The following is a 14,578-nucleotide window of genomic DNA, read 5'->3' as shown; positions in this document are numbered from 1 at the left end:
CTCAATTTAGCATATAGTAAAACCTAGGTTGTCATGAGTCATGGGCTATGCAAGAGATTGAGTTTAAGTTTCAAGTTCCAGTTAAGAAGCGTAAGGCCTTGCAAAAAGCCTTTACACTGCTCAAGGCTGAGCCGATTCATTTAGCAGCCCAATACTTTGATACAGCGGATCAAACACTTGCTAAGCATTGCATCGCGATTCGACGTCGGCAGGAAAATGATGAATGGAAACAAACCTTCAAAGCAGTAGATACCGCAAAAGCATTGGGTCGCTTTGAACTTGAATTTGATATAGAGCCACCTGAGACGACTACACTCGACTTAGATAACTATAAAGATTATTCCGCTATCTACAAAAAATTAAAACGCGCTTTGGGGCTTCCACTTCCAACCCTTGAATTGCTCTTTGAAACCAAGATCCAACGTTTACGCGTTTTGCAGGATGTTGGAAGTAGTACAGTTGAAATTGCTCTCGATATTGGCAAAATTTTTAAAGAACAAAGCAGTGTAGATATTTTCGAAATCGAATTTGAATTAAAACAAGGATCGATAGAAGATCTGATCGCATTTATACAACCTTGGATTCAAAAATACCAACTGAGTCTCGACACACATAGTAAATCTGACTATGGCCTTCTAGCTGTTCGTCAGCAAAGTTACTTTTCTGCGCAGTATCAAACACCTCTTGTACTGAACAGAAGCTCAAGCGAAGTTGAGGCTCTACAAAGCATAGTGGCCAATTGCTTACAGCATTTACTTCCCAATGCCAGTTCAATTGCTCGACAGCAGTACTCCAGTGAGCATGTCCACCAAGCCCGCGTGGCAATCCGCCGCTTACGTACCGCACTGAAAAGTTTTGCTGCATGGTCGGAGGCTACGCAACCGCATTGGAAAACTGAACTCACCACTATTTTTCAAGCCTTAGGTGGAACACGTGACATCGATGCCTTAAATGAAGATTTACTCCCCCAACTGATAGAGGCTGGTTATCCTTTAGACCATCTTGCTCCAAGTACAGAAGCCATCACTGATGTCTGTGCCCTGTTCCAACGAGCAGAAACGACGCAACTTTGGCTTGAATTGATTTTATTTACAGAGCAAGAACTAGATTCACCTTCAAAAACCAAACTGAAAAAGCATGCACTCAAAGTGATACAGGCTTTACACCATAAAATATGCGCACATGCCGAGCACTTTAGCCAGCTTGAAGATGAGGAAAAACACCGTATTCGTAAACAAGTCAAACAACTGCGTTATAGCATTGAGTTTGTGACGTCTTTACTCGATGTAAAAGCATTAAAAACCTATTTAAAAAAACTCAAAGCAGTTCAGGAAAGCCTAGGGCACTATAATGATTTGGTGGTTGCAGATGCCTTATTTCAACAAGCCCCTGAACCAGAAGCCGCTTATAGTTTTGCCACAGGATGGATCGCCGCGGAAAAAAATAGAATGCTGAAATTGGTTGAACAACAGCTGATGCTGTTCAGTCAAACCAAAAAGCTGAAATAGTCTTTTAAATTAAAATATAGATCAGCAGCGAAAAGTTCTTCTATAGGTGAATTCCCTGTCTACACCTAAGTTAACGATACTTTCCGTACACTTTCCACGTATTGTTATCTGCTAAGGGGTCGTTATAGCTATCACTGCGCTGCTTACGTGGTTTGTCTCGTGCATCGACCAGTTCAAAGTGTGCTTCAGTACTTAACACGATACCATTTACATAAAATCGGGTACGGGTATATTCACTCTGTCCGTGTTGAAAGACGTAGGTTCTGAGATCAATAAACTCCCTATGCGCAACCAAGGCGGCATTATCATCGCTGTCCAACCAAGCGCGCATAGCGTGCACCTGTTCTGGTTCAAACTGCCCACATTTTTCGATTAGACTTGCAATACCACGAAAACTTTTAGACTCTTTGGCGCGGGTTTTATTAATCCGAATACGATCGACATGAAAATAAAACAGCGGTAAATTCAAATGACTAGGTAAATGAATTGCATCCAATACATCTTCTTCCATAAAGGGTTGGAACAAGTCTTGTGCCCGCTCAATCAAACCCGTCCACTGACGGTAGTAATCCTCAACTTCCGCTTTCGTGCCGTAATAGATTGGTAAGCCTTCGACATTGGCTAAATTTTGTGGTGGCCAAATATTTTGACGCAATAAAGCAATATCACTTTTTAAACTTTGTACCGCAATCGCGTCTTGCATGGATATTCTCTATTTTATTGCTTAGGCTATTTTTAGATTAAGGCAAAGGTTTAGTTTCTGCAAGGCTTTGCCTATAATGCAGTCTGAGTTATTTATGTATTTTAGGACAAGTTCATGGTTCAGAAGATTGAAGCAACAGATGTAACCGAAGAAGAAGCGTTGAATGCTGCTTTTTTTGAACGTGCAGATGAATTTATTAAGCAAGCCAACGATTTTTGTCGCACTGAAAAAGGTTCACAAGTGAAACCTGCTGAAATACGTGGCCAAGTGAGTGCTGCGATGTTGTTTGGTACAGCCCGTTTTAACACGTGGGTGGCAGCCAACAACTTTAAAGATGGCGATGAAATGCGTGATGCCAAAGAGCAAGTGATGTCTTATATTTTGCAACAGTTCCAAATGATGCTTGAAGACAACTATGACGAATATTGTGAACAGTTTGAAAACTACCTTCGTTTCCGTCATAACGAAGAATTTCATGCCAACAAGCATGACCACAAACACGATCACTGATCAATCCAAGCCTGCCTTGCGCAGGCTTTTTTCATTTCGTCGTATTTGAAACGAAATACAATGTTGCAACACCTAAATTTACAGTAAGGTAATCGCTAAGGAATATGACTTAGGGAAGAACATGCAGCATTTGGACTTTGCACTCATCGATCCACACATCCATCAGTGGGACCCCTATAACACGCCACATGCAGCGGCTTTGGCAGTCAAATTATTGGGTAAGCATCCTAAGCTTTTGGACAAAATGGTTCGTTTGGTGAAACCTAAAGATCTGATTGAAACCCTAGGCCTAACCCGTCATATCACACGTCCTTATTTGCCCCAAGACTATAAACTCGATACTGGCCCATACACAGTAGAGCAAGTGGTACATGTTGAAGCCAGTTGGCATCACAGCAAAGGTAAAGGCGTGGTTGAGGAAACTCAGTTTATCGAGTCTTTAGCTTTTGGGGTAGATACCGTCAAATTGGGTGGCATTGTCGCAACAGCTGACCCACGTGATCGTAACTTTAAAAAGATCCTAAAATTACATCATAAAGCTTCACCACACTTTCGTGGTATTCGTAAAATGGCGTCTTTTCATGAAGACAAACAAATCCATGCGTGGACAGATGAGCCACAGTTATATCGCAATAAAAAATTTCTCAAAGGCTTCGAAGTACTGTCCCAATACAACTTGAGTTTTGATGCTTGGGTTTATTCGACACAGCTTGAAGATGTAATTTATCTGGCCAAGCAGTTCCCAGAAACTTCCATTGTGCTGGATCATTTGGGTACACCCGCAGGTTTATTTGGCCCAATTGGTGCAAATACAGGGATGACACAGACGGCGCGGGAAAATATTTTCTTCCGTTGGCAGGACGACTTAGCTGAACTTGCAAGCTATCCGAATGTCTATACCAAAATGTCGGGGCTTTTCATGCCTGTATTAGGACATCGCTTTCATAAAGAAGGCCGACTGGCGTCCAAACAAGAAGTCTTTGACCTTGCAAATCCCATGATTACGCATGCCCTCGCCTGTTTTGGCACATATCGGGTAATGTTTGCCTCTAACTTTCCTATGGATTCGGTCAGTACATCGTTGGTGAATATTATCGATGCCTTTAGCGATGTCGTCGCTGTCTATGAGCCTGATGCTTTAGAGCGCGTATTCCATCACAATGCCAAACAGTTTTATCGGCTTTAATTAAAAAAATAAGAAAACTAATTTCTAAAAGCTATAACAAAAAGAACCCCTCAATTTTGAGGGGTTCTTTTAAATGAAAACTGAAATCTTTACTTTTTCAGCGCTGGTTGCGCTTTGCCATATTGGTCAGCCATCACTTCAACCAACTGATCCAGCTTAATATACTTCTGAATCACCGCATCAACATCGGCTTTGCCAATTTTTGCCAATGCTAAATCACGCTGTTCGCGATCCAGTAAAGTACGATTTCGCTTCATTTGAGGAATTAACATACGATGGATATTGCGACTATCTTCAAGTGCAGTCACACGTTTTTTCAAAATATCGGCCTTGGCAGCTTCCACTTCCTGTTCAGTAACGCCTTTTGCCAGTAACTCATTCAACACTTTATACACCGCCTGAGACACTTGAGCCGATTTGCCTGCGCTATAGTTTGCATCAATCGTCAGCGCTCCTGACTCCGTCCAGTCATCCAGCGAAATGCTGCTGCCAAAACCATAGACCAAGGCATTCTTTTCACGTAGCTCTTGCGCCAAACGAGAAGACAACTGCGACTCACCTAAGATGTGCTCGAGTACCTGTAAAGCAGGTGCATCTGGGTGGTATGTACCCACAGGGAACGTCATAATGCTCTGATAGCTGCCAAACTCACGCTGCTCTGACAGTGCATGTACACGCTGCGCTTTATATGCAGTAAAGTCAGAAGTAATCCGCTGATAAGTCGCTGCCGAATTCCAGTTTGCAAAAGCCTGATTTAAAGTCTTTTTCATCTTTTTCGTATCAATCACGCCCGTTACCGAAATTTGTGCATGATTCATCGCAAAAAACTGCTGATACAACTGTTTAACCTGAGCTTGTGTTGCGGCCTGATACTGCTTCTTGACATATTCAGGCTCGAAGTGATGTCGAATATCCCCTATTGGATAAGTTTCAAGTAAACGAGCAATGGTTAAAGCCGCTACAGTTTCAGGTTCTGTATATGGTCGATCTAGACTTGCTAAGCTTTGCGACTTAATCAAATCAAACTGGCTTTGTTCAAAGGTTGGATTTTTAAGGACATCAATCACGAAGTTAAAAAATTCATCAAACTTTTCTTTCTTCGCCACGATTGAAATATTAATCCCATTGCCATTACTTGCTGCACTTGCACCTCCACCCGCATCTATAGAATGATCGGCAATATCTTGCAAACTATATTGAGTTGACGCTCTAAGCAATAAATAAGAAGTAAGATCTAACAACTCTGCTTTATTAAACAAACTTTCTGCGGTACCAAAGTCAATCGAAATGGTGGCATAAGTCTTATCATCACGCGTGGTACTTGGGTACAGCGCATATTGCATGCCATTTTTTAACTTGCCACGCTGAATTTGTTTTTCAGCACTTTCTAAATACTGCTTTGAGCTTTTTACATATCCAGCCACTTCTGCCTTATACGCACTGACATCTTTCAATGGTTCTTCAGCCACTGCTTGTTGGTCTAAAGTTTTTGCTGGGGTCGCTGCTGCCGCTTGTTCAAGTGCTTTTTTCTGATCTTCTGGGGTCGGTAAAATAGTGCCTGAAATACGATGCTCAGGCACTAAAAAGTCATCTAAACGTTGGTTCACATCAGTAACGCTGAGCTGTTGTAACTGTTGCTGATCTTTAAAGTATTGTGTCCAATCACCATTGGCAGAGACCACATAGTCACTGAGCATGCCACCGACTGCTGTTGCACTGCTGAACATGCTTTCTTGTGCATTTTTAATCATACTCTTCACGCGGTTGAGCTCAACCTCGTTGAAGCTTGGTGTTTTTTCTACCCCAGTAACCAAAGCCGACTCGACTTTTTTCACATCATGGTTGGGGGCATAAACTGCGCCCATAAACACCATATTAAAATCTTGGTCTAACCATGTGGTCGACTGAACTGCTGTCGCCGTTCCCGTTTCTACAATGCTTTGGTACAAATGCCCACTGGGTTGCATGGTGTATAAATACGGTGACACCGCCAACGCAGTCTTAATGTTCTCGTTTTTACCATTCAGGTAGATATTGTATTTGGCTAAGTTACTGCCTTTTTTTACTACAAACTGGCGTTCTTTAATCTTACTGGCATCTAAGACAGGCACTTTAACTTTCGCAGGCACAGCACGCGCTTTAATCGCACTAAACTTTTCATCAATCTGCTTCAATACAGCTGCTTGGTCAAACTTACCTGAAATGACAAACACCGCATTATTCGGTGCATACCAGTCACGATAAAACTTATTCAGCTCAGCCATTTTGATTGACTGTAACTCGTTTAAATCACCAATCGGTAAACGCCCTAAATATTGATTACCATAAGCGGACTTCCACATCTGATCCATAAGCACTGAAAAAGGCTGATCCATACGGACTTCGCGCTCGCGTTTTACAATCGCGATCTCAGACGGTACATATTTTTCTTGGAGCACCAAGCCATCCATACGCTCAGCTTCAAGATGAATCAGCTCATTAATCGCATTTTGTTCAGGACGAACCACATTAATATATTTGGTTGAATAATAGTCTGTGCTGGCATTATTCATTAAACCGTATTGATCTAAACGGCGCTGAAACTCGTCCCCTGGAACATTTTTAGTTCCCTTGAACGCTAAGTGTTCCAGTAGGTGCGCTAAACCGCCCTTACCTTTTGGGTCGTTCAATGAACCAGTCAAATAGACCATGTTCATATACACTTTATTTTCTTTATCGTTTGGCGCAAGAATAATGCGTAAACCGTTATCTAATTTATATTCTTCAATTTTCTGTTCCGATTTTACCAATACGGGTTGTGCCCATACTGTGCCCCCAAAGCCAAGTAGCAATACCGACAAACTCAATGTTTTAAAACGCATAAACATTATTTTTCCAAATAATTCGACAAAATATGAATGATTCTCAACATCATAGAGGAAAGTGAAATTATTTTTATAGTAATTTGGTGAAAAATAGCATTTTAATCAATGCTTATTTTTCACCAGTAGTTTTAATTTAAGAGAATTACAACTTAATCTAAGTAAAGTTCAGCCGTCATATATAACTTGGCATAGCCAGAAATTTGGATTCGTGTTTCAGACTGAATATCACAGTAAAGCAATCCTCCACGGCTCGATGCCTGATAGGCAATCAATGAGGTTTTACCCAACTTCTCCGCCCATAGTGGTGCAAGACCTGTATGCATGGAGCCTGTCACAGGGTCTTCATTGATGCCTTTATGCGGTGCGAAATAACGCGCGATATAATCATAGTCTTGAGACGTTGAGGTCAGGGTAACATCCAAGTTTTCGGCAGTAATCGCAGTACTGACTTTGTGCTTTTCTGCCAGTTGACGAATTTTATCTAAGTTCGGTTTGGCATCCTTAACGGCCTGCTCAGACTCACACACTAAAATATAAGCCTGTGGGTTTAAATAGACTTCTTTAATTTCACAATCGACCAATTCATGAATTTCCGCAGGATAGTCTTCTAACTTTTGCGGTGCACGAATTGGAAAATTCATATGAATCTTGCCATCAACATCTTGATCAATGATAAAAACACCCAAGTCTTTCACATGAAACTGGATACGTTTAGCATCGGTATAATCCCGAAACAGGACGAAACTACTGCCTAAAGTCGCGTGCCCACAAAAGTCCACTTCAACCTGAGGGGTGAACCAACGAATTTCATAGTTTTCAGCATCAATCACTTTCACAAAAGCCGTTTCTGCCAAATTATTTTCCAAAGCAATATTCTGCATCAAATCTACTGCTAACCATTCATCACGTACAATCACAGCGGCAGGATTACCTTTAAATAATTCAGTTGTAAAGGCATCGACTTGATACATTTTCATCGTTTTTCTCCTAAATTGAAGCTTTATTTTGCAAAAAACTGAGTAAAAAAGTAGATACAGTTTTTAGTCATTTATGGATACACGCCCAATAAAAAGAAGCCTAATCATGAAGATAGGCTTCTTTTCAGTTCATAAGCTATATATTTCTCAGCTTAGACTTCTTTTAAGTCCACATTGTCTTGCTCAAAAATACGCTTATCCGTTTGACCTAAGACTTGGCTGGTCACGACACCTGCGGTCATAGAACCATTCACATTCAAAGCCGTACGCCCCATATCAATTAAAGGCTCAATTGAAATAAGCAGTGCAACCAAAGTCACAGGCAAGCCCAGCATCGGCAGGACAATCAGTGCTGCAAATGTTGCTCCACCACCTACACCCGCCACCCCAATCGAGCTCAAGGTCACGACACAAACCAAAGTCAAAATCCAAAGTGGATCGAGCGGATTAATACCTACTGTCGGTGCAACCATAACAGCCAGCATCGCAGGATATAGCCCTGCACAGCCGTTTTGCCCAATGGTCGTACCAAATGATGCTGAAAAGCTGGCAATCGACTCAGGTACGCCCAGACGTCGTGTTTGCGCTTCAATATTTAAAGGAATACTGGCAGCACTTGAACGGCTAGTAAACGCAAAGGTCAACACAGGCCAAACCTTTTTAAAGAACTGAATTGGGTTAACACCTGTGAACGCCAAAATCACTGCGTGCACGATAAACATAATCGCCAAGCCGATATAAGACGCAACCAAGAAGCCACCTAAGTTTAAGATGTCCGCCATTTTAGAGTTGGCCACAATATTGGTCATGAGTGCGAACACACCATAAGGCGTGAGCATCATAATTAGACGCACCAACTTCATGACCCACGCTTGCAAGATGTCAATTGCAGACAACAGCTTTTGCCCTTTTTCAGCATCCGCTTTCATGAGGTTCAAGCCTGCAATGCCTAAAAACACTGCAAAAATGACTACGCTAATAATGGAGGTTGGATGTGCCCCAGTCAGCTCGGCAAAAGGATTGCTCGGAATAAATGACAGAAATAAATCAGGCACTTGCAAGTCAGCCACTTGCCCGACATAGTCAGTTTGAATCGTATTTAAACGTTCAGTTTCTTGTGTCCCTTGCACTAAACCTGCCGCAGTTAAGCCGAACAGATTGGTCACCACCACACCGACAAATGCAGCAATCGCTGTGGTAAATAACAAAGTCCCAATACTGATAAAACTAATTTTACCCAATGAACCCGCATCGTGCAGCTTAATCACAGCGCCTAAAATGGAAACAAATACCAAAGGCATCACCACCATTTGTAGTAGTTTGACATAGCCTTTACCGACCAAATTAAACCACTGTACCGACTCTTGCAGTACAGGCGAATTCGTACCATAAAACCCATGTAAAGCGAGACCAAAAACAATACCGAGACAGAGACCTGCCAGTACCTTCTTCGCTAAACTCCAATCGGTTTTACGGGTTCGGCCCAGTAAAAAAAGCAATGCAATAAAAATGATGACATTGACGATTAAGGGGATATTCATATTGTTTCCCTAAATGATGCTGTCATAATTATAAATCAAAATTTAAACGGGCTTACTGTTTTGCGCCATATTCCACGCTGAATGTACAAATTTAGACTGAATTGGCAGTTTTAGAATGTGGTATAAAGCATTTAAACGGCTGTTAAAGTGTTCTTTTACATGAATCAATCTTTGCTTAATCCTCACATTCTGCCCGTCCCTTTAGAAAAAGCATATCGGCTACTCAACCACGGCCCAACCGTGCTGGTTTCCAGTCAACATGATGAAAGCACCGATGTCATGGCCGCGGCTTGGGCATGCGCCCTAGAGTTTAGCCCAGCCAAAGTGACGGTCGTACTCGATAAATCGACAAAAACCCGCAGTATTATTGAAAAATCGGGTTTGTTTGCGCTGCAAGTCCCTACACTTAAACATCTGAAAATGGTCTACGCACTGGGCATGATCAGTCAATATGATGCTCCTGAAAAGTTACGTCAGTGTGGGGTCGACCTTTTTCAGTTTGGTCACAGCCCAATTCCAGTGGTTGAAGGCTGTAGCGCATGGATTCTGTGTGAACTCATTCCTGAACCACATAATCAGCAGCAGCATGACTTGTTTATTGGCAAAGTCATTGCCGCTTATGCAGATGATCGTGTTTTTAGAGATGGCCATTGGTACTACCATGAAGCCGCAGATGAATGGAAAAGTATCCATCATGTTGCAGGCGGGCATTTTTATACCATTGGTGATGCAGTGGATATCAATCAACTCAAAGATACTGATTAAATTGACTGCGCCTTTACTCCGCTCGACTAAAGGTGGACATCACCCGATTGTTTTATTGTAAATTTCATCTTATAGTTCAAGTGTGTTTTTTAAACAAATAGTCAAATTATGATGAACAGGACGTTCTCAAGCACCGTACAACTGAGTCTCTTTCTCTGCCTGAGTATGTGCTTGGGAATTGGCATCTTACGTTTTTCTTATACCGCTCTACTGCCGTCCACTCGCGAAGCCTATGAATGGTCACACAATTTCGCCAGCCTACTCGGTAGCGCCAATCTGCTGGGTTATCTAATCGGAGCATTTTGGGCGATGAAGTTGCCACAAAATGCAAAAATGCCGATCTATATCATTTTTGCTGCGCTCTTTGGTTCAATCAGCCTATTTGCCTGTGCATTTGCGCATTTTAACGAAGTTTGGTATTTGGTGTGGCGCATCATTTCAGGTATCGGCGGTGGTTTGCTGATGATTCTATCGCCCAGTATTGTGGCGCAGTGCAGTGAGTTACAGCACCGTTTTAAAATTAATCTCATTGGATTTAGCGGAATAGGAATTGGTGTATTGGCAGCCACGCTGTTTATGCCGTATTTAGACCGTATTGCAATCAGTAGCGCATGGTTCATTCTCAGTGGCTTTGCATTTGTCATTACATGGTTATTATGGATACTGGTTCGCCCTTTCCAAAAGCAACTACACAGTATCTCTACAAGCCAGCCCCAAACTCATACAGTGAATAAAATTTACTATAGTTTACTCATTGTTTATGCCTGCAGCGCCTTTGCCTATATTCCCCATTCTTTGTTTTGGATTGATTATTTAAGTCATGTTTTAACGCTAAATTTATATTGGATCAATTTTAACTGGATTTTATATGGCTTAGGCAGCGCTTTGGGTGCAGCGACAGCTTATGCTTTAGCACGTAAATTTGGCAACTTTCTGGCTTTAAAGATTTTATACAGTGTCTATATTGCGGCAGTTTTTATTGCGGTTCTGAGTTTCTCGCCTGTATTTACGCTCCTGTCTTCATTTCTCACAGGTCTACTGAACCCTGCGGTAGTCTTTCTCACCTCCTACACCATCTTACAACTCTACGGCTTGGCCTATAAAAAGTTGTGGAGTATGGCAACACTCAGCTTTGCAACGGTCCAGCTGGTCAGTGGCCTAAGTTTTAGTACCTTGCAGCATTTGGGTTGGTCATATCACTTTCAGTTTATGCTTGCTGCGGGAGTACTCAGTTTAGGAACACTGCAACTATTTTATTTTACTCGTAGGACATCCACCTCCAATCCAACAACTAAAAAAGAGGCCTTTTAAGCCTTCGCATTGAAGAGAATCAAAAAAGAATTAACCTACTTGCGTTAGTCGGGCGCGTTATAGAGGGTCATCCATGTTAAATACGTAGTGATATTTTTAACTTACCTCTAAATACTACAAATGTATTGTGTAAGTATAAGAAAAGAACCCAATTGAGGGACCTTCTATGACCAATACAATGGATGCATTCAAACTTTTACATCTGTAGATCAAAGCTCGGTTATTTCAATGCATTTAAAGTTAAATACGGATAAGGATTTACGGCTCCTTTTCCAGTCCTATAAATTCCATAGTGCAAATGTGGTGGCGTATTCTTGGCATTGCCCGTGTTCCCGACATAGCCCAATACCTCTCCCACTTCAACCCAATCACCAGTTTGAATATCAGGCGCATAAGCATCTAAATGTGCATAGTAGTGACGGCTTAAGTTTGGTCCCATTACCCATACTACTTGTCCACCTAGACTATTGAGGCCGACATCCAAGACAATGCCTGATGTGGTGCTTAAGACAGGTGTTCCGCGTTTAGCGAAGATATCAATACCTTGATGTTTTCGTCCCTGACCACGTGCTGCCCCCCAAGTATCTTGTATCTGCTTATGGCTTATACCTTGTACAGGCACATTTAAGTTTTTCTCTAAAGGTGTCTTATATAACTGCCAATATAAATATGGATAACTCAAACCTGCTGCTTCACCCGAAGCGGGTGGCTGACATCCACTCATCAACAGACTTGTACTTAAAATAGCTCCACTCAGAACTAAACGAGACATGATTCAACTACTCAGCTAATTTTTAGATATGAAAATAAGATAAACTTACTTATTCATACTAAATGCTTCATATATTGAAAGATATCTTACAAATGTAACGACAAAGCCCTCATATAAAATGAGGGCTTTGCTTCAAATAAACCACATAAATTACTTACGTTTCTTCAGTTCTTTCTCTAAGGCTTTCAGCTTAGACTGATGCTTAGAGATCTTTTTTAAACGTGCTTTGATCTTCTGTTTTAATGTTTTCACAACATTATTCGACATAGGGTCCTCCTTTGGTTCAACTCCCTTTGATCGATTCCTCCTTGAAATGCCTTTAACATTCGTTCATGAAATAGCAATACGCCTAGCGTTGTTGCTGATCTGGGTTCGGTTGGTTTTGATTCGGCTGTTTTTGCGGATTTTGCTGTTCTTGTGGCTGGTTCGGCTGTTGCTGTTGTTGCTGCTGATCTTGCTGTTCTTGGGGTTGATTCGGCTGTTGTTGACGTTGTTGCTGATTATTTTGTTGTTGATTAGCCATGAGACTACTCCTTTTTCATCATTTGCCGTAGTTGACAAGTCCCACCTTACAGTAATATGGAGAAAACCCAAGCCATAAGCTGTATCAAGGTGATTCAATGTAATTACATATATAAATTATGGTTAAGAATCAACTCCCCCTTATTATTCAGCCTTACCTATACTCACTGAAAGCACAAATCCTTTAACCTAGTTTTACATTACAAACCTATTTCCAGACCTATTTTCAAGCCAACAAAAGAGAACCCGCAGTATATGCGGGTTTCTATCATTTTTAGCTTAAGGCTTATTCCATATTCGCAATAATAGCCTCACCAAACTCCGAACAACGCAATAAGGTCGCATTCGGCATTAATCGCTCAAAATCATAAGTGACTGTTTTCGCCTCAATTGCCCCTGAAATACCTTTAATAATCAAATCTGCCGCCTCTACCCAGCCCATATCCCGTAGCATCATTTCAGCAGAAAGAATAATGGAGCCTGGATTGACTTTATCTTGACCGGCATATTTTGGCGCTGTTCCGTGCGTGGCTTCATAAACAGAAATCGCCCCACCAATATTCGCACCCGGCGCAATACCAATCCCTCCAACTTCTGCAGCCAGTGCATCAGAAATATAGTCACCATTCAGGTTTAAAGTCGCAATCACTGAATAGTCCGCAGGACGCATTAAAATCTGCTGCAAGAATGCATCGGCAATCACATCTTTAATGATGATGTCTTTACCATTTTTTGGATTTTTAATTTTTACCCATGGCCCGCCATCAATGAGCTCACCACCGAAACGGTCCATCGCAAGTTCATAACCCCACTCTTTAAACGCTCCTTCGGTATATTTCATGATGTTGCCTTTGTGAACCAAGGTCACACTCGGCTTATCATTATCAATGGCAAATTGAATGGCTTTACGCACAAGACGCTGCGTTCCCTCTTTCGATACAGGCTTAATCCCGATACCACAGTTATCTTCAAAGCGGATTTTAGTCACGCCCATTTCTTCTTTGAGAAACTTAATTACTTTCTTTGCCTCGGGAGAATCGGCTTTCCACTCAATTCCTGCATAAATATCTTCTGAGTTTTCACGGAAAATGACCATATCGGTCAGTTCAGGGTGCTGAACAGGTGATGGTACCCCTTCAAACCAACGTACAGGACGTACACAGACGTACAAATCTAATTCTTGGCGTAGCGCCACGTTCAAAGAACGAATGCCCCCACCCACGGGTGTAGTTAAAGGGCCTTTAATTGAAACCACAAACTCGCGTAGCGCATCAAAAGTTTCTTCTGGCATATAAGAGCCATAAATTTTATTGGCTTTTTCACCACAATAGACTTCCATCCACTCAATCGAGCGTTTACCACCATATGCTTTTTGTACTGCAGCATCTACTACAGTTTTCATGGCTGGTGTAATGTCGACACCAATACCATCGCCTTCAATAAAAGGAATAATCGGTTGATTTGGAACATTTAATGATAAATCTGCGTTTACGGTAATTTTACTACCATCCGCAGGAACGATGATCTTCTGATAACCCATTTTGCAGGTGCTCCCTTTTATTATAATTGGCAAATTAAAAAATAATTGCCGATAGACAATACTTTCCACTCTTCTTATCGCATAATAGCTTAATCGAATTCCGCTGTTTTTGAGATTTATACGAGAAATAACTACATTTCTCTATTAAATAAATCTTGATATTTCTTATTTTATGTAATTACAGAAGTTATTGACTATGAAAATCGTCATCCTGAATAATGCTGATAATATGAGTCTGTATCAATCCGTTACAATCTAATGAAAACCACTAAAACCCTTACAAAACAAAACTTACACTCTATTTTAGTCTTTTTTATTCTATTTTAATCCTCAATAAAAACGGGTATCTTAACGGGTAACATATTTCTATTAACAAGAT

12 protein-coding genes are annotated in these 14,578 nt (G+C 41.3%); 5 read left to right on the top strand and 7 right to left on the bottom strand.

Translation table 11 applies throughout. The features are described 5' to 3' along the window. Window positions 1-47 precede the first annotated feature (47 nt). On the top strand, window positions 48-1,508 hold the full coding sequence (locus MF4640_RS03070; RefSeq protein WP_078388644.1) for a CHAD domain-containing protein: 1,461 nt from the start codon (window positions 48-50) through the stop codon (window positions 1,506-1,508). 70 nt (window positions 1,509-1,578) lie between these two features. Here the strand turns inward: MF4640_RS03070 and MF4640_RS03065 are convergent, their stop codons facing one another. Then, the gene (locus MF4640_RS03065; RefSeq protein WP_078388643.1) at window positions 1,579-2,211 is read right to left on the bottom strand and encodes a hypothetical protein; all 633 of its coding nucleotides are present in this window, start codon (window positions 2,209-2,211) and stop codon (window positions 1,579-1,581) included. A 114-nt stretch (window positions 2,212-2,325) separates the two neighbouring features. Here MF4640_RS03065 and MF4640_RS03060 point away from each other — a divergent pair, with 114 nt between their 5' ends. Then, window positions 2,326-2,721 (top strand): DUF3144 domain-containing protein, encoded by a 396-nt coding sequence (locus MF4640_RS03060; protein ID WP_004696747.1) that lies wholly within the window; start codon window positions 2,326-2,328, stop codon window positions 2,719-2,721. A gap of 121 nt (window positions 2,722-2,842) precedes the next feature. Continuing rightward, on the top strand, window positions 2,843-3,907 hold the full coding sequence (locus MF4640_RS03055; protein WP_078388642.1) for an amidohydrolase family protein: 1,065 nt from the start codon (window positions 2,843-2,845) through the stop codon (window positions 3,905-3,907). Window positions 3,908-3,996: 89 nt separating this feature from the next. Here MF4640_RS03055 and MF4640_RS03050 read toward each other — a convergent pair whose 3' ends face one another. The 3 genes from MF4640_RS03050 to MF4640_RS03040 all read right to left on the bottom strand — a co-directional run bounded on the left by MF4640_RS03050 (window position 3,997) and on the right by MF4640_RS03040 (window position 9,289). Further along, a complete protein-coding gene (locus MF4640_RS03050) occupies window positions 3,997-6,774 on the bottom strand; it encodes a M16 family metallopeptidase (protein WP_078388641.1) in 2,778 nt (925 codons plus the stop codon). A 146-nt stretch (window positions 6,775-6,920) separates the two neighbouring features. Next, entirely contained in the window at window positions 6,921-7,748 is an 828-nt protein-coding gene (locus tag MF4640_RS03045) for a PhzF family phenazine biosynthesis protein (RefSeq protein ID WP_078388640.1), read from the bottom strand. Window positions 7,749-7,900: 152 nt separating this feature from the next. Then, entirely contained in the window at window positions 7,901-9,289 is a 1,389-nt protein-coding gene (locus MF4640_RS03040) for an L-cystine transporter (protein ID WP_078388639.1), read from the bottom strand. A gap of 159 nt (window positions 9,290-9,448) precedes the next feature. Here MF4640_RS03040 and MF4640_RS03035 point away from each other — a divergent pair, with 159 nt between their 5' ends. Continuing rightward, window positions 9,449-10,054 carry a flavin reductase family protein gene (locus MF4640_RS03035; RefSeq protein WP_078388638.1) on the top strand — a complete coding sequence of 202 codons (606 nt, stop codon included), beginning with the start codon at window positions 9,449-9,451 and terminating at the stop codon, window positions 10,052-10,054. Between the two features lie 108 nt (window positions 10,055-10,162). Next, entirely contained in the window at window positions 10,163-11,365 is a 1,203-nt protein-coding gene (locus MF4640_RS03030; protein ID WP_078388637.1) for a YbfB/YjiJ family MFS transporter, read from the top strand. Between the two features lie 220 nt (window positions 11,366-11,585). On the opposite strand, the gene MF4640_RS03025 is transcribed toward MF4640_RS03030, so the two are convergent. From MF4640_RS03025 to icd, 3 genes are all read right to left on the bottom strand, one after another. After that, the gene (locus MF4640_RS03025) at window positions 11,586-12,137 is read right to left on the bottom strand and encodes a M23 family metallopeptidase (RefSeq protein WP_078388636.1); all 552 of its coding nucleotides are present in this window, start codon (window positions 12,135-12,137) and stop codon (window positions 11,586-11,588) included. A gap of 349 nt (window positions 12,138-12,486) precedes the next feature. Next, window positions 12,487-12,660, bottom strand: a complete 174-nt coding sequence (locus MF4640_RS19390) for a hypothetical protein (protein ID WP_171263844.1) — start codon at window positions 12,658-12,660, stop codon at window positions 12,487-12,489. A gap of 285 nt (window positions 12,661-12,945) precedes the next feature. After that, complete coding sequence (gene icd, locus MF4640_RS03020) at window positions 12,946-14,199, bottom strand: NADP-dependent isocitrate dehydrogenase (protein ID WP_005401098.1); 1,254 nt, start codon at window positions 14,197-14,199, stop codon at window positions 12,946-12,948. Window positions 14,200-14,578 lie beyond the last annotated feature (379 nt).

This window comes from Acinetobacter sp. MF4640 (assembly GCF_002018895.1).
Lineage (GTDB): Bacteria > Pseudomonadota > Gammaproteobacteria > Pseudomonadales > Moraxellaceae > Acinetobacter > Acinetobacter johnsonii.
The sequence above is the reverse complement of the archived record's forward strand: the minus strand, read 5'-3'. Positions and strand labels throughout refer to the sequence as shown.